This is a genomic window from Streptomyces sp. NPDC020780 (genome assembly GCF_044334475.1).
Classification (GTDB): domain Bacteria; phylum Actinomycetota; class Actinomycetes; order Streptomycetales; family Streptomycetaceae; genus Streptomyces.
The window spans coordinates 375,542-394,357 of sequence record NZ_JBIRTB010000009.1 but is presented as its reverse complement, the minus strand read 5'-3'; the positions used below and the strand labels follow the sequence as shown (position 1 = coordinate 394,357).

Genomic DNA, 18,816 nt, shown 5'->3' with positions numbered 1-18,816 from the left:
CTTGCGGCCGGCCTGGCGGCCCAGGCTCTTGTGGCCGCCGCCGTCGGGGATGTTGCCGAGCTTCTTGATGTCCACGTGCACCAGCTCGCCCGGCGTGGACCGTTCGTAGCGGCGGATCACCCGTCCGGTGGCGCGGTCGAGATGAGCGAGACGGGCCAGCTTGTAGCGGGCCAGGACCCGGTGCACCGTGGACGGGTTCAAGCGCAGCAGGTAGGCGATGCGGGCCGGTCCCCAGCGGCGCAGGATGCGGACCTTGATGATCCGCCGCTCGGTGCGGGTCGGGGTCCGGCTCGGGCTGTGGTGCGGCCTGGACGAGCGGTCGCTCATGCCCGCCGCGCCGAGCTTGCGGTAGCGGTCCGCCCAACGCTGGGCCGTGGTCGGCGAGACCTGGAAGCGTTCGGCCGCCCTGCGCAGGGGCCAGCCGTCCTCGACCACGCAGCGGGCCAGACGCAGACGGCCAGTCTCCGTCAGGGGTGCATTACGGTGGGACACGAGGGCCTTTCTGTTGGTGTAGACGTCGCAATCCACACCGAACCGGAAGGCCCTCACCCGTTCAAGATCCCTCAGCCGAGACTTGGCTCACCCGTCCACAACCTCCCGGGACAGAACACCTAGGACCTGTATGGAGTTGTCCCGCGACTATGGAGTTGTCCCGCGGCGTCGCGGGACAACTCCATACAGGTCCTGCCGGATCAGGCGGCGGGCGCCTGGACCGTGAGCTCGACGGTGACCGTGGCACCGCTCGCGGTGGTGAGCCGCAGGGTGTAGGTGCCCGCGTTGTCGTCGGCGTGGATCTGCGGGAGCCGCAGGACTCCGTCGGCGCCGGTCGTCAGACCGAGCGTGCGGACGGGGGCGCCGGACGCGTCCTTGAAGTACGGGCCCTTGTCGTTCACGGCGGGTGCCTCCCCACCGGTGATCATCGTGGCCGTGACGGCGGTGCCGGCGACACCCACATTTTTGTAGGTGGCCTTGACCTCGACCGTGCCGGCGAACGCGGTGCCGGGGGCGGCCGTGAGGGCCTCGTCGCCGGTACGGACGAGAGTGTCGGCCCGGCGGGCGGTGACGGTCGCCGTGAAGGTGAGGGTGCGCGGCGCCGCGGTGCCGGCGACGGCGGTCACCGTGAACGTGCCGGTCTTCTCACCCGCCGTCAGGACCGGGGCGGTGACGGTGCCGTCGGCGGCGGTGGGCAGCGTGACCGCCGACTTCCCGCCGGCGAAGCGCGCGTCCGTGTCACCGGTGACCGTGAAGGTGACGTCCGTGCCGGCGAGCGGGGCGCCGAGGGTGTTCCTGGCGCGCACGCCGACGCGTCCGGCGAACTCCTCGCCCGCCGTGGCGGTGAGGGGGCCGGTGCCCGCGTTCTCCAGGCTGCCGAACCTCGCGGGCGGCGTCGGGGTGGGTGTGGGAGTCGGCCCGGTGGTGGGCGGCTTCGGCTCGGCGGGCGGGGTCGGCTTCGGCTCGGCGGGCGGGGTCGGCTTCGGCGACGGACCGGCCGTGCCCTTCCCGCCCGTGCCCGGTGTGCCGGGGGTCGGGTCCGCAGCCGTGTGCCTGCCGGGAGGCGTGGGCGAGGGCGAGGGCGTGTAGCCGCTGCCCCTGTCGGCAGGCAGGACGCCCGTACCGTCCGGGACCTCGTGGGTACCGCGCTTGTAGAACTCGAACCAGGAGCGCACCGTGCGCAGGTACTCCCGCGAGTGGTTGTAGCTCAGCACCGCCCGGTCGAGATCGGCCGCCACGGCCAGGTCGCGCGTGCCCGCGCAGAGGTAGCGTCCGGCGGCCAGTGCCGCGTCGTAGATGTTGTTGGGGTCCTTGCGCCCGTCACCGTTGCCGTCCTGGCCCCAGGTCGCCCAGGTCTGCGGGATGAACTGCATCGGGCCGACGGCGCGGTCGTGGGTGGAGTCCCCGTCGTACGCACCGCCGTCGGTGTCCTTGATGAGGGCGAACCCCTGGCCGTTGAGGGCCGGTCCGAGGATCGGGGAGAAGGTGGTGCCGTCGGCGCCGACCCTGCCGCCGCGTGCCTGCCCGGACTCCACCTTGCCGATCGCGGCGAGGAGCTGCCACGGCAGGCGGCAGGCCGCGTCGGTGCCCGCCACGTCCCGCTCGGCCTTCTTGTACGCGGCCAGGATGGAGGCCGGTATGCCTGCTTCCGCCTTGCCGGTCACCGGGAGGTTCACGGAGGTACCGGGCTTGTCGGGCGTGTTGAGCGGGGGCAGGTCCGTGTAGTAAGGCGAGTTGCCGGTGGCCGCGCCTCCGCCGTCACCGGTGGAGGTGGAGGTGGAACCGGCTGTCGGCTGGTCACCACCCGTCGCACTCCCGGCGAGTGGCGAGCCGGGAGCCTGGGAGGCGGACAGGGCCGCCACGGCGGCAGCCGCCACCGCGGTGGTGGTGGCCCCCCTGCGAAGCCGACGGCCGAATTGCGCTGCCATACGTTCTGGTCCCTCCCCGTCGACGGCTGTTCGCGCTCCCCGGCGCGAGGACTCAGGCGACCCTACGGCAACTCCTGCGGCCACAACACCGGCCCACGACCGCTTCTTACCGACTTTTCACGTTCCCGTCGCCACCTCGTTCCCGAACTCGTCCGAAGTGCTCCGAAGTCCTCCGAAGTGTTCCCGGCTCCTCGACGGCCGCCTCCGGGACGGCCGCTCCCCGACGACCGGTTCCTCGACGGCCGCCTCCGTGACGACGCTCCCCCACGACCGGTTCCGTGACGGCCGTCCCGGCGCGGGCCGCGCGGAGGCCACACCGCGGCGCCCGGCCCGGTGCGGGTGACGGTCACTCACGCATACTTGCCGCCATGCCGTTCACGCTCAGCCATGCCGCAGCCGTACTCCCCGGGATCCGCCGGTCCGGAACGGGCCGCGGTCCGCTGGTCGCCTCCGCCCTCGTCGCCGGTTCGTTCGCACCCGACCTGACCTACTACGCGGACACGGCGGTCCCCGGCGCCATGGAGTTCGGCGCCGTGACCCACGCCGTGTGGGGGGTCCTCACCGTCGACGTGCTCCTCACCGGAGCACTGGTCGCCCTGTGGCTGCTGCTGCGCGAACCACTCGTGGCGCTGCTCCCCACCGCCTCGCAGGGACGCGTCCACACCTTCCTGCGGGGGCGGCCGCGGACACCCGGCCGCCCGGCCCTGTCCGAGACCGCGTGGTTCGTCCTGTCCGCGGTCATCGGCTCGGGCACCCACGTCGTATGGGACGCCTTCACCCACCACGGCCGTTGGGGCACCGAACTGTTCCCCGTCCTCGGCCGGAGCGTCGGCGGCCATCCGGTCTTCCAGCTCGTCCAGTACGGGAGTTCGGCCGTGGCCCTCACCGTCCTCGTGTGGTTCACCCGCACCGGTCTGCGGCAGGCCGGCCCCGTCCCCCCGCCGCCGTCCGTGCCCGTGCTCGGCCGGACCCGCCGCCGGTGGGCGGGCGCACTGTTCACCGCGTGCGTGCTGCTGGGCGTACTCCACCGGTGCGCCCGCTGGTACGCCTACTTCGGGCACATCGACACCCCGCTCGACATCATCCCCACCGCCTGCTTCGGCGCGGGGGCAGGTCTCGCCGTAGGACTCCTGCTGTACGGGGCGTGGATGCGGCTGCCCGGACAGCCCGGCGCCCGGCCCGCGGACGGACCCGGAGCGGAAACCGCCCGGGCTCGTCCGGCCGGCAAGAACGCCGGCTGACCGGGATCAGTGCGCGGCGGACTCCCAGTCCGAGCCGACCCCGACGGACACGTCCAGCGGTGCACGCAGCTCCACCGCCGTGGACATCTCACGGCGCAGGATCTCCTCCACCTGCTTCCGCTCGCCCTTCGCGATCTCCAGGACGATTTCGTCATGGACCTGGAGCAGCATCCGCGACCTCAGCCCGGCCTCGGTCAGCGCCCGGTCCACGTGCAGCATCGCGACCTTCACGATGTCGGCGGCCGTCCCCTGGATCGGCGCGTTGAGCGCCATCCGCTCCGCCGTCTCACGCCGCTGACGGTTGTCGCTGTTCAGGTCGGGCAGATACCGGCGCCGGCCGAAGATCGTCTCCGTGTACCCGGTGGCCCTGGCCTCCTCCACGACCCTGCGCAGATACTCACGGACACCGCCGAACCGCTCGAAGTAGGTGTCCATCAGCCTGCGCGCCTCACCGGCCTCGATGTTCAGCTGCTGGGAGAGGCCGAACGCGGAGAGACCGTAGGCCAGGCCGTACGACATCGCCTTGATCTTGCGGCGCATCTCCGCGTCGACCGCCGACTTGTCGACGCCGAACACCTGCGAGGCGACCGTGGTGTGCAGGTCCTCCCCCGAGGTGAACGCCTCGATCAGCCCGGCGTCCTCCGACAGATGTGCCATGACCCGCAGCTCGATCTGGCTGTAGTCCGCCGTCATCAGCGTCTCGAAGCCCTCGCCGACGACGAACCCCCGGCGGATGGCCCGCCCCTCGTCCGTACGGACGGGGATGTTCTGGAGGTTCGGGTCGGTGGACGAGAGCCGCCCCGTCGCCGCGACCGTCTGGTTGAACGTGGTGTGGATACGGCCGTCCGCACCGATCGTCTTGATCAGGCCCTCGACCGTGACCCGCAGCTTGGCCTGCTCACGGTGGCGCAGCATGATGACCGGCAGCTCGTGCTCGGTCTGCCCCGCCAGCCAGGCCAGGGCGTCGGCGTCCGTGGTGTAGCCCGTCTTCGTCTTCTTCGTCCGGGGCAGCGCCAGCTCGCCGAAGAGGACCTCCTGCAGCTGCTTGGGCGAACCGAGGTTGAACTCGTGGCCCACCGCGGCGTGCGCCTCCTTCACCGCCTGCTGCACAGCGCCCGCGAACTGCTGCTCCATACTTTCCAGATGGGCCCGGTCGGCGGCGATGCCGTGCCGCTCCAGACGGGCCAGCATGATCGAGGTCGGCAACTCCATGTCATGCAGCAGCCCCGTGGCACCGACCTCCTCCAGACGCGTGGTGAACGCCTCCGAGAGGTCGAGCACCGCCCGCGCCTGCGCCATCAGGGCGTCGGCCTCCGCACGGTCGTCCGCGCCGAAGGCCAGCTGCCCGTCGGCCGCCGGGGCGGGGGCCAGCTCACGGCCGAGGTACTCCACCGCCAGCGCGTCCAGGGCGAAGGAACGGCGGCCCGGCTTGACCAGGTAGGCGGCGAGCGCGGTGTCCATCGAGACACCCTCCAGCTGCCACCCCTGCTCAGGGAAGACCCGCAGGGCGTTCTTCGCGTTGTGCAGGACCTTGGGCCGCTGCGGATCCGCGATCCACGCGGCGAGCGCCCGCTCGTCGGCCTCCCCGAGCCCGGCCGGATCGAGCCAGGCGGCCGCCCCGTCGGCGGCGGCCAGCGCGATCTCCGTGACCGTGCCCGTGCCCAGCGACCAGGTGTCCACCGTCATGACGCCCAGAGGCTGCCGCCCGTGGGCCTCCAGCCACGGCGCGACCTCGCCCTCCCCCAGCACCGCACCGTCCAGCTCGACACCGGCCGCGGGCTCCGGGGCCTTCGCCTCGGCGGCCCCGGGGTCGACGGCGAGCAGCCGCTCACGCAGGCTCGGGTTACGGATCTCCAGGATGTCCAGCACCCCGGTGACCGCCGTGCGGTCGTACGGGGCACGCTCCAGATCTGCGGGGAGCTTCGGCAGCTCGACGTCACGGACCATCTCGGTCAGGACGCGGTTCATCTTCACGGCGTCCAGGTGGTCCCGGAAGTTCTGGCCCGCCTTGCCCTTCACCTCGTCGGCCCGCTCCACCAGCTCCGCGAACGAACCGAACTGGTTGATCCACTTCGCCGCCGTCTTCTCCCCCACCCCCGGAATGCCCGGCAGGTTGTCCGACGGGTCCCCCCGCAGCGCCGCGAAGTCCGGATACTGGGCCGGCGTGAGACCGTACTTCTCCAGCACCTTCTCCGGCGTGAAGCGCGTCAGCTCCGAGACGCCCTTCGTCGGATACAGCACCGTCACGTTCTCCGTGATCAGCTGGAAGGAGTCACGGTCACCCGTGACGATCAGCACCTCGAAACCGGCCGCCTCGGCCTGCGTGGCCAGCGTCGCGATCACGTCGTCCGCCTCGAAGCCCTCCACCGCGAACCGGTCCGCGCGCATCGCGTCCAGCAGCTCGCCGATCAGCTCCACCTGCCCCTTGAACTCGTCAGGCGTCGTCGAACGGTTCGCCTTGTACTCCGGGAACTCCTGAGCGCGCCACGTCTTGCGCGACACGTCGAACGCCACCGCGAAATGCGTGGGCGCCTCGTCGCGCAGCGTGTTCGCCAGCATCGACATGAACCCGTACACGGCATTGGTCGGCTGCCCCGTCGCCGTCGTGAAATTCTCCGCGGGCAGCGCAAAGAACGCCCGGTACGCCAGGGAGTGCCCGTCCATCAGGAGCAGGCGCGGTCGGTTGTCTGCCGTCTTCTTCGATGCCGTCTCAGCCACGCCCCCGATCCTGCCACGGACCACTGACAATCCGGACCGGCCACCACCCGCCCCCCGCCACCGCCGGCCCGCCCCCGCCCGGCACCTCTCCCCGCCCTTCCCCCGGGGTCCCCACCCCGCGTGCGTGACAGGATCGGGGAAAGAAGCGAAGACGAAGGGGAGCACCATGGCCACCAAGCCCCCGACCGGTGACCCGGTCCAGGACGCCCCGCAGGTCCGGCCGGCCCGGCACGCCGCCGCAGGACTGACCGCCGTCGCCCACACCCTGCGCGTCGCCCAGCAGCAGATGGGCGTGCGCCGCACCGCCCGGACCCTCCTCAAGGTCAACCAGAAGGACGGCTTCGACTGCCCCGGCTGCGCCTGGCCCGAGGGCGACGAACGGCACACCGCCGAATTCTGCGAGAACGGCGCCAAGGCCGTCGCCGAGGAAGCCACCCTGCGCCGCGTCACCCCCGACTTCTTCGCCGCCCACCCCCTCACCGACCTCGCCACCCGCAGCGGCTACTGGCTCGGCCAGCAGGGACGCCTCACCCAGCCCATGTACCTCCCCGAAGGCGCCGACCGGTACGAGGCGGTGACCTGGGAACGCGCCTTCGAGATCATCACCGAGGAACTCACCGCCCTCGCCTCCCCCGACGAGGCGCTCTTCTACACCTCCGGCCGCACCAGCAACGAGGCCGCGTTCCTCCTCCAGCTCTTCGCCCGCGAATTCGGCACGAACAACCTGCCGGACTGCTCCAACATGTGCCACGAGTCCTCCGGATCCGCGCTCACCGAGACCATCGGCGTCGGCAAGGGCAGCGTCAGCCTCGACGACCTCCACCAGGCCGACCTGATCATCGTCGCGGGACAGAACCCCGGCACCAACCACCCCCGGATGCTCTCCGCCCTCGAAGAGGCCAAGGCCTCCGGAGCGAAGATCATCTCGGTGAACCCGCTGCCCGAAGCCGGCCTGGAACGCTTCAAGAACCCGCAGACCGCCCGCGGCATGGTCACGGGCACGGCACTCACCGACCTCTTCCTGCAGATCCGCATCGGCGGCGACCAGGCCCTCTTCCGGCTCCTCAACAAGCTGATCCTCGAGACCGACGGAGCCGTCGACACCGCCTTCGTCAGCGCCCACACCCACGGATACGACGCGTTCGCCGAAGCCGCCCGCGCCGCCGACTGGGACGACACACTCACCGCCACCGGCCTGGACCGCGAGGCCATCGAACAGGCCCTCGCCATGGTCCTCGCCTCCGAACGCACCATCGTCTGCTGGGCCATGGGCCTCACCCAGCACAAACACTCCGTACCCACCATCCGCGAAGTGGTCAACTTCCTCCTCCTGCGCGGCAACATCGGCAGGCCCGGCGCCGGCGTATGCCCCGTACGCGGCCACTCCAACGTCCAGGGCGACCGCACCATGGGCATCTTCGAACGCCCCTCCACCGCCTTCCTCGACGCCCTGGACAAGGAATTCGGCATCACCTCACCCCGCCACCACGGCTACGACGTCGTACGGTCCATCCAGGCACTCCGCGACGGCGACGCCAAGGTCTTCTTCGCCATGGGCGGCAACTTCGTCGCGGCCACACCCGACACGGCCGTCACCGAAGCCGCCATGCGCCGCGCCCGCCTCACCGTCCACGTGTCGACCAAACTCAACCGCTCCCACACCGTGACCGGCTCCCGCGCCCTGATCCTGCCCACCCTGGGCCGCACCGACAAGGACGTCCAGGCCGGCCGCAAGCAGTTCGTCACCGTCGAGGACTCCATGGGCCAGGTCCACTCCTCACGCGGCAACCTCACCCCCGCGAGCCCCCACCTCCTCTCCGAACCCGCCATCGTCGCCCGCCTCGCCCGCTCCGTCCTCGGCCCCCGCTCCACCACCCCCTGGGAAGACTTCGAGAACGACTACGCCACCATCCGGGACCGCATCTCCCGCGTCGTCCCCGGCTTCGAGGACTTCAACACCCGCGTCGCCCACCCCGGCGGCTTCTCCCTCCCCCACGCCCCCCGCGACGAACGCCGCTTCCCCACCGCCACCGGCAAGGCCAACTTCACCGCCGCACCCGTCGAGTACCCCCGACTCCCCGACGGCCGGCTCCTCCTGCAGACCCTGCGCAGCCACGACCAGTACAACACCACCATCTACGGACTCGACGACCGCTACCGCGGCATCAAGGGCGGCCGCCGCATCGTCATGGTCAACCCCGAAGACGCCCGCCGGCTCGGGCTCGCCGACGGCTCCTACACCGACCTCGTCAGCGAATGGAAGGACGGCGTCGAACGCCGCGCACCCGGCTTCCGCGTCGTGCACTACCCCACCGCACGCGGCTGCGCCGCCGCCTACTACCCCGAGACCAACGTCCTCGTCCCGCTCGACGCCACCGCCGACACCAGCAACACCCCGGCCAGCAAGTCGGTCGTCGTCCGGTTCGAGCAGACCTGAGACCCCCACGCCCTAAGCGTCCGCTCAGTCGTCTGATAAGAACAGTGCACACAGCACGGACGACCGCAGACGATCGGAGCAGGACGCCATGGGCGAGCACACCGCACCCACGTTCCCCCAGGAGATCATCGACGAGTACGCCGCACTCGGCGTCGACCTCCCCGCACTCTTCTCCGCCGGACACCTCGGCGAACGCATGGGCGTACGGATCGTCGAAGCCTCCGCCGAGCGCGTCGTGGGCACCATGCCCGTCGAGGGCAACACCCAGCCCTACGGACTCCTCCACGGCGGCGCCTCCGCCGTCCTCGCCGAGACCCTCGGCTCCATCGGCTCCATGCTCCACGGCGGCGCCACCAGGATCGCCGTCGGCGTCGACCTGAACTGCACCCACCACCGCGGCACCCGCAGCGGCCTCGTCACCGGCGTCGCCACCCCCGTCCACCGCGGCCGCTCGACCGCCACGTACGAGATCGTCATCACCGACGAGGACGGCAAGCGCGTCTGCACCGCCCGCCTCACCTGCCTGCTCCGCGACGCACCCCGCCCCGCCGCGGACTGACGCACCCTGCCCCACCCCCCGCTGCCCGGCCGGAAACGCACCGCATTCCGGACCGGGCAGACCCATATCCGCAACCCGGCCCACGCGTCGGCGGACACACACGGTCAACAGCCCTGACCTGCGCACACGTTCCCCCGGCCCGCACCCCATGCGAAGCGACGGTCTTCACAAGGGGCACACTTCTTCCAGATGTAACACTGCGTAACAAGTGTGCAATACACGAAAATTACCCGCACGCCCCCGCACCCCACCCCCGGGCAACGACACCGCGCCCCATGCGCCCCGATTCGGGCGACAGCACCAAGATCGCCCCAAGCCCCTTAGCAGAGCTGGGCGTTCTCACCATGCGGTCACTTCGGCGTCCAGGGAAAAGCCGTACATGTCCACACTCCGACCACCAAGCGTTCCCCATGGCATAACAAGACAGTCACATCATCAGCGGACCCGTCCCGCACCCCCTCACCTGCCCATAGAGTCACGGCCAGTCACCGCGCCGCCGGGCGACGGCACTGCACGGCCCTGTATCGACCAGTACAGCCCGGCGGACCACGGCACCTCATGCAGAGGAGGCCGCGCCAGGGAAAGGACCTTTCGTGCGACACCGTTCTTTGATCATCCTCACCACCGTGCTCACCACCGGTGCACTCACTCTCACCGCCTGCGGGTCGCGCGACGACAACAGCAAGGGCAGCAGCGACGGCGGCAGCAAGACCACCGTCGTCATCGGTGTCGACGCCCCGCTGACCGGCTCCCTCTCCGCACTCGGCCAGGGCATCAAGAACTCCGTGGACCTCGCGGCCAAGACCGCGAACAAGAACAACGAAGTCCCCGGCATCGAATTCAAGATCGAAGCCCTCGACGACCAGGCCGTCCCCGCCTCCGGCCAGGCCAACGCCACCAAACTCGTCGGCAACAAGGACGTCCTCGGCGCCGTCGGCCCCCTGAACTCCGGCGTCGCCCAGTCCATGCAGGGCGTCTTCGAGAAGGCCGACCTCACCCAGGTCTCCCCCGCCAACACCAACCCCGCGCTCAGCCAGGGCGACAACTGGGGCAAGGGCGACTCCAAGCGCGTCTTCAAGACCTACTTCCGCACCTGCGCCACCGACGTCGTCCAGGGCAAGTTCGCCGCCCAGTACCTCTTCAACGACGCCAAGAAGAAGAAGGTCTACGTCGTCGACGACAAGCAGACCTACGGCGCCGGCCTCGCCGCGATCTTCTCCGCGGAATTCGAACGCCTCGGCGGCAAGGTCGTCGGCACCGACCACGTCACGGTGAAGGAGACCGACTTCTCCAGCACCGCCGACAAGGTCAAGAGCTCCGGCGCCGACTCCGTCTACTACGGCGGCCAGTACCCCGAAGGCGGCCTCCTCTCCGACCAGATCAAGAAGACCGGCGCCAAGATCCCCACCATGGGCGGCGACGGCATCTACGACCCCGCCTTCATCAGCGCCTCCGGTGAGGCCAACGACGGCGACTTCGCCACCTCCGTCGGCTACCCCGTCGAAGCCCTCCCGACCGCCAAGCAGTTCATCGCGGACTACACCGCCGGCGGCTACAAGGACCCCTACGCGGCCTACGGCGGCTACTCCTACGACGCCGGATGGGCCATCATCCAGGCCGTCAAGGCCGTCGTCGCCGACAACGACGGCAAGCTCCCCGAGGACGCCCGCGCCAAGGTCACCGAGGCCATGGCCAAGGTCTCCTTCGACGGCGTGACCGGCAAGGTCTCCTTCGACGAGTTCGGTGACACCACCAACAAGCAGCTCACCGTCTACCAGGTCAAGAACGGCGCCTGGAAGGACGTCAAGAGCGCCACGTTCGAAGACTGACCACCCCGCACACCCACAGCACACGCTCCTGACCGCGCGAGGGCCCAAACAGCGCCCTCGCGCGGTGTCATATCCGACAAGCTCATCGGAGGCACTGCGGTGAACGAACTGCCGCAACAGCTGGCCAACGGTCTCGCACTCGGCGCGCTCTATGGCCTCATAGCCATCGGGTACACCATGGTGTACGGCATCGTCCAGCTCATCAATTTCGCCCACGGCGAGATCTTCATGATCGGGGGCTTCGGCGCCCTCACCACCTACCTGGCACTCCCCAGCGGAACATCGCTCATGGTGGTCATACCCCTCATGATCATCGGTGGCGCGATCGCCTCCGTCGCCGTAGCCACAGCCGCGGAACGCTTCGCCTACCGCCCCCTGCGCGGCGCCCCCCGCCTGGCCCCCCTCATCACTGCGATCGGCCTCTCGATCGTCCTCCAGCAGCTTGTCTGGGGCTTCTACCCCGACGCCAAAAAGCCGCGAAGCTTCCCCGAATTCCACGGCGAATCCTTCAAGATCTTCGACAACCTCTACCTCCAGCGCGCCGACGCCTTCATCCTCGTCCTCGCCCCCCTCTGCATGCTCGCCCTCGGCATGTTCGTCGCCAAGAGCCGCAGCGGCCGCGCCATGCAGGCCACCGCACAGGACCCCGACACGGCCAAGCTCATGGGCATCAACACCGACCGCATCATCGTGATGGCCTTCGCCATCGGAGCCGCGTTCGCCGCCGTCGCAGCCGTCGCCTACGGACTCGACAAGGGCCAGATCAACTTCGAGATGGGCTTCCTCCTCGGACTCAAGGCCTTCACCGCCGCAGTACTCGGCGGCATCGGCAACATCTACGGAGCCATGGTCGGCGGAGTCGTCCTCGGCCTCGCCGAAGCCCTCTCCATCGCCTACATCGAAGAAATCCCCGGCATGCAGCAGCTCGGCGGCGGCGCCTGGGCCAACGTCTGGGCATTCGTACTTCTCATCGTCGTCCTCCTCGTCAGGCCACAAGGCCTGCTCGGTGAGCGCGTCGCGGATCGGGCGTGAGAGCCATGACAACGGACACCACCACAACCGTCACCACCACCCCGGCCGACACCACCTCCCGGACCACCGGCCTGCGCCGCCTCACCGCCCTCGGCGGCATCGCGACCATCGCCAGCACCTTCCTGTCCTGGACCTACACCGACGAGTTCCCCGGCGACCTCACCGTCTACGGCTACCCCGGCGGCCTCCAGGTCCTCACCCTCGTCGCAGGCGCCCTCGTACTCCTGTACGCACTCGCCGCACTCGACATCAAGGGCCTCCGCTGGCTCGCCCCCACCGGCACCACCAAAGCCCTCCAACTCCTCGCCCTCGGCGCCTTCGGAACCACCTGGTTCACCGTCATCGCCATCGCCGTGGAACTCGGCGGCGTCGTCAACCTGGAACCCGGCGGCTACGTCGCAGCAGTGGCCTCCGCCATCCCGCTCGCCGCCTTCCTCCTCCCCGACGACACACACAAAGCCTCACGCCCCAGGAAACTCCCCTCCTGGGCCGAAATCCTCATCATCGTCGCCGCCTTCGGCACCGGCCTCTTCGTCGTCACCTACGGCATCGACACCGAATACGCCGAACTCTTCACCGGCTACATGCTCACCGCAGGCTTCGCCGTCGGCGCCCTGTTCAAATCCGGCCTCCTGGCCCGGCTCTCGGCACTCACCACCACCCACCGCTCCATCGCCGTAGCCGCCGCCTTCGTCGCCGCCGCCGCGTTCCCCTTCACCCAGACCACCGACCAGTACACCCTCATCGCGGTCAACATCCTCATCTTCGCGACCGTCGCACTCGGCCTCAACATCGTCGTCGGCCTCGCAGGCCTCCTCGACCTCGGATACGTCGCCTTCCTCGGCGTCGGCGCCTACACCGCCGCCCTCGTCTCCGGCACCACCGCCTCCGCCTTCGACGTCCACTTCCCCTTCTGGGCAGCCGTCCTCACCGGAGCAGCCGTCTCCCTCATCTTCGGCGTCGTCATCGGAGCGCCCACACTGCGCCTCCGCGGTGACTACCTCGCCATCGTCACCCTCGGCTTCGGCGAGATCTTCCGCATCACCGTCGGCAACCTCGACGGCGTATCCGGACCCCAGGTCACCAACGGCCCCAACGGCGTACCCAACATCCCCGACCTCGTCTTCTTCGGATACGACTTCGGCGAATCCCACACCATCCTGGGCATCGAACTCGGCGGATACGCCAACTACTACCTGCTCATGCTGCTCGCCATGATCCTCGTGGTCCTCGTCTTCAGCCGCGCAGGCAGCTCCCGCATCGGCCGCGCCTGGGTCGCCATCCGCGAGGACGAGACCGCCGCCACCGCCATGGGCATCAACGGCTTCCGCGTCAAACTCATCGCCTTCGCCCTCGGCGCCACCCTCGCCGGCCTCGCCGGCACCGTCCAGGCCCACGTACAGAGCACCGTCGTCCCGGAGATGTACGTCTTCGCCGGCCCCGTGCCCCCCAACTCCGCCTTCCTCCTCGCCGCAGTCATCCTCGGCGGCATGGGAACGATCAGCGGACCCCTCATCGGCGCCACGCTCCTGTACATGATCCCCGCGAAGCTCCAGTTCCTCCAGGACTACCAGCTTCTCGGATTCGGCCTCGCACTCATCCTGCTGATGCGCTTCCGCCCCGAAGGCCTCATCGCCAACCGGCGGGCCCAGCTCGAATACCACGAGACCGGCCAACTCGACACACCCGACGGCACACTGCCCGAATCCGGCGTCGGCACCGTGAAGGCGGGGGCGTGAACACCATGACGACCACCACCGAAACCACCACGCCCGTTCTGGACGCCGGCGGCGTCACCATGCGCTTCGGCGGCCTCACCGCCGTACGCGACGTCGACCTCAAGGTCAACGCCGGCGAGATCGTCGGCCTCATCGGCCCCAACGGCGCCGGCAAGACCACCTTCTTCAACTGCCTCACCGGCCTCTACGTCCCCACCGAGGGCACGGTCCGCTACAAGGGCACCGTCCTGCCCCCCAAGCCCCACCTCGTCACCCAGGCCGGCATCGCCCGCACCTTCCAGAACATCCGGCTCTTCGCCAACATGACTGTCCTGGAGAACGTCCTCGTCGGACGCCACACCAGGACCAAGGAAGGCCTCTGGTCCGCACTCCTGCGCGGCCCCGGATTCAAGAAGGCCGAAGCCGCCTCCCACGCACGCGCCATGGAACTCCTCGAGTTCATCGGCCTGCAGGACAAAGCCGACCACCTCGCACGCAACCTCCCCTACGGAGACCAGCGCAAGCTGGAAATCGCGCGCGCCCTCGCCAGCGACCCCGGCCTCCTCCTTCTGGACGAGCCCACCGCCGGCATGAACCCGCAGGAAACCCGCGTCACCGAAGAACTCATCTTCGCCATCCGGGACATGGGCATCGCCGTACTCGTCATCGAGCACGACATGCGCTTCATCTTCAACCTCTGCGACCGCGTCGCCTGCCTCGTCCAGGGCGAGAAGCTCGTCGAAGGCACACCCTCCGTCGTCCAGGGCGACGAACGCGTCGTCGCCGCCTACCTCGGCACCCCCTTCGAAGGGGACACCCCCGAGAAAACCGCCGCCCCCGCCGAGGCACCGGACACCACCGGCACGGACGAGGCGGAGCGCACCACCAGCACAGAAGGGGAAGGCCAGTGACCGCACTGCTCGAGGTCGAGGACCTCAGGGTCGCCTACGGCAAGATCGAAGCCGTCAAGGGAATCTCCTTCAGCGTCGAAGCCGGCCAGGTCGTCACCCTCATCGGCACCAACGGCGCCGGCAAGACCACCACCCTGCGCACCCTCTCCGGCCTCCTCAAGCCCTCCGGCGGCCGGATCCTCTTCGACGGGAAGCCCCTCAACGGGATCCCCGCCCACAAGATCGTGGCACTGGGCCTCGCCCACTCCCCCGAAGGCCGCCACATCTTCCCCCGCCTCACCATCGCGGAGAACCTCCAGCTCGGCGCCTTCCTCCGCACCGACAAGGCGGGCATCGAGAAGGACATCCAGCGCGCCTACGACCTCTTCCCCATCCTCGGGGAACGACGGAAACAGGCAGCCGGAACCCTCTCCGGCGGCGAACAGCAGATGCTCGCCATGGGACGCGCCCTCATGTCCCAGCCCAAACTGCTCATGCTCGACGAACCCTCCATGGGCCTCTCCCCGATCATGATGCAGAAGATCATGGAGACCATCGTCGAACTCAAGGCGGCGGGCACCACCATCCTGCTCGTCGAACAGAACGCCCAGGCCGCCCTCTCCCTCGCGGACCAGGGCCACGTCATGGAGGTCGGCAAGATCGTCCTCTCCGGCACCGGAGCGGACCTCCTGCACGACGAGTCCGTCCGCAAGGCCTACCTCGGCGAGGACTGACCCACCGGACAGAAGAAGGCCCGCACCCGGACGAACCGGGATGCGGGCCTTCTTCCGTACGCGGCACAGACCTACTCGGCGGCCTTCTTCTTCTCCTCGGCGTCCTCGATGAGAGCCTCGGCGAGCTGCTGCATGGACATACGCCGGTCCATCGACGTCTTCTGGATCCAGCGGAACGCCGCCGGCTCGGAGAGCCCGTAATCCGTCTGCAGGATGCTCTTCGCCCGGTCCACCAGCTTCCGCGTCTCCAGCCGCTGCGAAAGATCCGCGATCTCGCCCTCGAGCGCCTTCATCTCCGCGAACCGGGACACGGCCATCTCGATCGCCGGAACCACGTCGCTCTTGCTGAACGGCTTCACCAGGTACGCCATCGCCCCGGCGTCACGGGCCCGCTCGACGAGGTCGCGCTGCGAGAACGCGGTGAGCATCAGAACCGGCGCGATGGACTCCTCCGCGATCTTCTCGGCGGCGGAGATCCCGTCGAGGACCGGCATCTTCACATCGAGGATGACCAGGTCCGGCCGGTGCTCCCGGGCCAGCTCCACGGCCCGCTGCCCGTCACCAGCCTCGCCGACGACCGAGTAGCCCTCTTCCTCCAGCATCTCCTTGAGGTCGAGGCGGATGAGGGCCTCGTCCTCGGCGATGACGACGCGGGTCGTCAGCGGCGGGACGTGCGACTGGTCGTCGTCGACGGCGTCTACGGGCTGGGGCGACTCGGGGGTGGTCACGGGGGCTCCTTGTTCCAGGGCAGGTACAGCTCCCACGAGCCTACCTAGCAGCGCAGCACGTGTGGCACCCGGTACACTACTCGCGGGCTTTCCGGCCGGGTTGGTGGAAGGGTATACACGGATGTCTCAAACACATCTGTTCGAAAGAACATGCGGGTTCGAATCCCGCACCCGGCACAGTTCCAGGAAGCGGATTTTCACATACCGGTGAAAATCCGCTTTCTTTGCGTCCGGGGTCGGCCAGGGGACCCAAGCTTGTTATGTGAACTTCCACGGCCCCGAAAAGCGCCACCAGGCAATCACCTTGCTCAGGTCCGGCTCGACCGGTGCGGAGGTAGCCCGGCAACTGAACATCCCGCGCGGCACCATCTCCTACTGGCTGCACATGGACCGCTCCAAGCGGGGCGAATGCCCCGGCTCCCATGACCCGAAATGCCACCGGTGCGACGGCGCCCAGCTCGACGAGCGCGCCTACTCCTACCTCCTGGGGCTCTACCTGGGCGACGGCCACATCAGTCACCACTCACAGCACCGGGTTCCGAACCTCATGATCACCTTGGACGACTCCTGGCCCGGGATTCAGGAGGAAGCGGAAGCGGCGGTGCGCCGGGTATTCCCCGACAATGCCACGTGCCGCGTTCGTAAGGAGGGCTGCCACAACATCAAGGTGTATTCGAAGCACCTCCCCTGCCTCTTCCCGCAACATGGACCTGGGAAGAAGCATGACCGCGAGATCGTGCTCGACCCCTGGCAACAGAAGATCGTGGACGCACATCCATGGGCGTTCATCAGAGGCCTCATCCACTCCGACGGCTGCCGGATCATCAACTGGACCACTCGGCTCGTCGGCGGGGAGCGCAAGCGCTACGAGTACCCCAGGTACTTCTTCACCAACAAGTCCGACGACATCCGCAAGCTCTTCAGCGACACCCTGACCGCAGTGGGCGTCGAATGGACAACCCTTGCCCGAGGCAGCGACCCGTTCAACATCTCCGTAGCCCGACGGGCGTCCGTCGCTCTCATGGACGCTCACGTCGGGCCGAAGTACTGACGACCGTCACTTCGGGCTGTCGTCCTCGCCGATGTGGTGCACCCGCACCAGGTTCGTGGAGCCGGCGACCCCGGGAGGGGACCCTGCCGTGATCACCACGACGTCGCCCTTCCGGCAGCGGCCGATCCGCAGCAGTTCCTCGTCCACCTGGGCCACCATCGCGTCCGTCGACTCCACGTGCGGGCCGAGGAAGGTCTCCACGCCCCACGTGAGGTTCAGCTGCGCGCGGGTGGCCGGGTCCGGGGTGAAGGCCAGGAGCGGGATCGGGGAGCGGTAGCGGGAAAGGCGCTTGACGGTGTCGCCGCTCTGGGTGAAGGCCACCAGGGCCTTGGCGCCGAGGAAGTCGCCCATCTCGGCGGCCGCGCGGGCGACCGCGCCGCCCTGGGTGCGGGGCTTGTTGTGTTCGGTGAGGGGCGGGAGGCCCTTCGCGAGGATGTCCTCCTCGGCGGCCTCGACGATGCGGGCCATCGTGCTGACCGTCTCGATGGGGTACTTGCCGACGCTGGTCTCGCCGGAGAGCATCACGGCGTCGGTGCCGTCGATGACGGCGTTGGCGACGTCGGAGGCTTCGGCGCGGGTGGGGCGGGAGTTGTCGATCATCGAGTCGAGCATCTGTGTGGCGACGATGACCGGCTTGGCGTTGCGCCGGGCGAGTGTGATGGCGCGCTTCTGGACGATGGGCACCTGTTCCAGGGGCATTTCGACGCCGAGGTCGCCGCGGGCGACCATGATGCCGTCGAAGGCGGCGACGATGTCGTCGATGTTCTGGACGGCCTGAGGCTTTTCGATCTTGGCGATGACGGGGACGTGGCGTTCTTCCTCCTTCATGATGCGGTGGACGTCGTCGATGTCCCGTCCGCTGCGTACGAAGGAGAGGGCGATGATGTCGGCGCCGGTGCGCAGGGCCCAGCGGAGGTCGTCGATGTCCTTGTCGGAGAGTGCGGGGACGGAGACGGCGACGCCGGGGAGGTTGAGCCCCTTGTGGTCGGAGACCATGCCGCCTTCGATGACGGTGGTGTGGACGCGGGGTCCGTCGACCTCGGTGACCTCGAGGGTGACGCGGCCGTCGTCGACGAGGATGTGTTCGCCGGTGGTGACGTCGGTGGCGAGGCCGTGGTGGGTGGTGCCGCAGGTGTGGCGGTCGCCGTCCATGGGTTCGACGGTGATGGTGAAGTCGTCGCCGCGTTCAAGGAGTACGGGGCCTTCGGCGAAGCGGCCGAGGCGGATCTTCGGGCCTTGAAGGTCGGCGAGGATTCCTACGCTGCGTCCGGTTTCTTCGGATGCGGTGCGGACGTGGTCGTAGCGCGCTCGGTGTTCGGCGTAGGTGCCGTGGCTGAGGTTGAGGCGGGCGATGTCCATTCCCGCTTCGACGAGTGCCTTGATCTGGTCGTATGTGTCGGTTGCGGGTCCTAGGGTGCAAACGATTTTGGCTCGGCGCATGGTGCGAGCCTAGACCTTA

The 18,816-nt window shown here is 69.0% G+C and carries 14 protein-coding genes and 1 tRNA gene; 10 read left to right on the top strand and 5 right to left on the bottom strand.

Annotated elements, in window-relative coordinates; genetic code table 11:
* Both ACH4VO_RS20245 and ACH4VO_RS20240 read right to left on the bottom strand, forming a co-directional pair.
* Positions 1 to 492 (bottom strand): helix-turn-helix domain-containing protein (locus tag ACH4VO_RS20245; protein ID WP_398441082.1); only part of this gene is annotated, 492 nt, incomplete at its 3' end.
* 200 nt (positions 493 to 692) lie between these two features.
* Complete coding sequence (locus tag ACH4VO_RS20240) at positions 693 to 2,420, bottom strand: lytic transglycosylase domain-containing protein (protein WP_360996217.1); 1,728 nt, start codon at positions 2,418 to 2,420, stop codon at positions 693 to 695.
* A gap of 368 nt (positions 2,421 to 2,788) precedes the next feature.
* Here ACH4VO_RS20240 and ACH4VO_RS20235 point away from each other — a divergent pair, with 368 nt between their 5' ends.
* Positions 2,789 to 3,661: a DUF4184 family protein gene (locus ACH4VO_RS20235; RefSeq protein WP_360996215.1), complete on the top strand. Its 873-nt coding sequence runs from the start codon at positions 2,789 to 2,791 to the stop codon at positions 3,659 to 3,661.
* Between the two features lie 6 nt (positions 3,662 to 3,667).
* Here the strand turns inward: ACH4VO_RS20235 and polA are convergent, their stop codons facing one another.
* Positions 3,668 to 6,379 (bottom strand): DNA polymerase I, encoded by a 2,712-nt coding sequence (polA, locus tag ACH4VO_RS20230; RefSeq protein ID WP_360996212.1) that lies wholly within the window; start codon positions 6,377 to 6,379, stop codon positions 3,668 to 3,670.
* A gap of 166 nt (positions 6,380 to 6,545) precedes the next feature.
* Here polA and ACH4VO_RS20225 point away from each other — a divergent pair, with 166 nt between their 5' ends.
* The 7 genes from ACH4VO_RS20225 (at position 6,546) to ACH4VO_RS20195 (ending at position 15,578) form a co-directional block, all read left to right on the top strand.
* Complete coding sequence (locus ACH4VO_RS20225) at positions 6,546 to 8,816, top strand: FdhF/YdeP family oxidoreductase (protein WP_360996209.1); 2,271 nt, start codon at positions 6,546 to 6,548, stop codon at positions 8,814 to 8,816.
* An 88-nt stretch (positions 8,817 to 8,904) separates the two neighbouring features.
* Positions 8,905 to 9,375, top strand: coding sequence for a hotdog fold thioesterase (locus tag ACH4VO_RS20220; protein WP_360996207.1), 471 nt, complete (start codon positions 8,905 to 8,907; stop codon positions 9,373 to 9,375).
* Positions 9,376 to 9,968: 593 nt separating this feature from the next.
* Positions 9,969 to 11,204, top strand: a complete 1,236-nt coding sequence (locus tag ACH4VO_RS20215) for a branched-chain amino acid ABC transporter substrate-binding protein (RefSeq protein ID WP_360996204.1) — start codon at positions 9,969 to 9,971, stop codon at positions 11,202 to 11,204.
* A gap of 99 nt (positions 11,205 to 11,303) precedes the next feature.
* Positions 11,304 to 12,236 carry a branched-chain amino acid ABC transporter permease gene (locus tag ACH4VO_RS20210; protein WP_069172350.1) on the top strand — a complete coding sequence of 311 codons (933 nt, stop codon included), beginning with the start codon at positions 11,304 to 11,306 and terminating at the stop codon, positions 12,234 to 12,236.
* Between the two features lie 5 nt (positions 12,237 to 12,241).
* Positions 12,242 to 13,975 (top strand): branched-chain amino acid ABC transporter permease, encoded by a 1,734-nt coding sequence (locus tag ACH4VO_RS20205; protein ID WP_360996236.1) that lies wholly within the window; start codon positions 12,242 to 12,244, stop codon positions 13,973 to 13,975.
* Positions 13,976 to 13,980: 5 nt separating this feature from the next.
* On the top strand, positions 13,981 to 14,865 hold the full coding sequence (locus tag ACH4VO_RS20200; RefSeq protein ID WP_360996233.1) for an ABC transporter ATP-binding protein: 885 nt from the start codon (positions 13,981 to 13,983) through the stop codon (positions 14,863 to 14,865).
* Entirely contained in the window at positions 14,862 to 15,578 is a 717-nt protein-coding gene (locus ACH4VO_RS20195; protein WP_360996199.1) for an ABC transporter ATP-binding protein, read from the top strand. The genes ACH4VO_RS20200 and ACH4VO_RS20195 overlap by 4 nt, the downstream gene beginning before the upstream one ends.
* Positions 15,579 to 15,649: 71 nt before the next feature.
* On the opposite strand, the gene ACH4VO_RS20190 is transcribed toward ACH4VO_RS20195, so the two are convergent.
* Positions 15,650 to 16,306 (bottom strand): response regulator, encoded by a 657-nt coding sequence (locus ACH4VO_RS20190; protein ID WP_360996197.1) that lies wholly within the window; start codon positions 16,304 to 16,306, stop codon positions 15,650 to 15,652.
* Between the two features lie 94 nt (positions 16,307 to 16,400).
* Between ACH4VO_RS20190 and ACH4VO_RS20185 the strand changes: the two genes are divergently transcribed.
* Both ACH4VO_RS20185 and ACH4VO_RS20180 read left to right on the top strand, forming a co-directional pair.
* Positions 16,401 to 16,483: transfer RNA gene (locus ACH4VO_RS20185), tRNA-Leu, on the top strand.
* An 85-nt stretch (positions 16,484 to 16,568) separates the two neighbouring features.
* Positions 16,569 to 17,357, top strand: coding sequence for a helix-turn-helix domain-containing protein (locus tag ACH4VO_RS20180; protein WP_360996194.1), 789 nt, complete (start codon positions 16,569 to 16,571; stop codon positions 17,355 to 17,357).
* A 6-nt stretch (positions 17,358 to 17,363) separates the two neighbouring features.
* Here the strand turns inward: ACH4VO_RS20180 and pyk are convergent, their stop codons facing one another.
* Complete coding sequence (pyk, locus tag ACH4VO_RS20175) at positions 17,364 to 18,797, bottom strand: pyruvate kinase (protein WP_360996192.1); 1,434 nt, start codon at positions 18,795 to 18,797, stop codon at positions 17,364 to 17,366.
* Positions 18,798 to 18,816 lie beyond the last annotated feature (19 nt).

Bases quoted from the DNA above. Each gene is read 5' to 3' on its own strand.
- ACH4VO_RS20240 (WP_360996217.1), bottom strand. From the start codon at position 2,420: ATGGCAGCGCAATTCGGCCGTCGGCTTCGCAGGGGGGCCACCACCACC.
- ACH4VO_RS20235 (WP_360996215.1), top strand. From the start codon at position 2,789: ATGCCGTTCACGCTCAGCCATGCCGCAGCCGTACTCCCCGGGATCCGC.
- ACH4VO_RS20225 (WP_360996209.1), top strand. From the start codon at position 6,546: ATGGCCACCAAGCCCCCGACCGGTGACCCGGTCCAGGACGCCCCGCAG.
- ACH4VO_RS20220 (WP_360996207.1), top strand. From the start codon at position 8,905: ATGGGCGAGCACACCGCACCCACGTTCCCCCAGGAGATCATCGACGAG.
- ACH4VO_RS20205 (WP_360996236.1), top strand. From the start codon at position 12,242: ATGACAACGGACACCACCACAACCGTCACCACCACCCCGGCCGACACC.
- ACH4VO_RS20200 (WP_360996233.1), top strand. From the start codon at position 13,981: ATGACGACCACCACCGAAACCACCACGCCCGTTCTGGACGCCGGCGGC.
- pyk (WP_360996192.1), bottom strand. From the start codon at position 18,797: ATGCGCCGAGCCAAAATCGTTTGCACCCTAGGACCCGCAACCGACACA.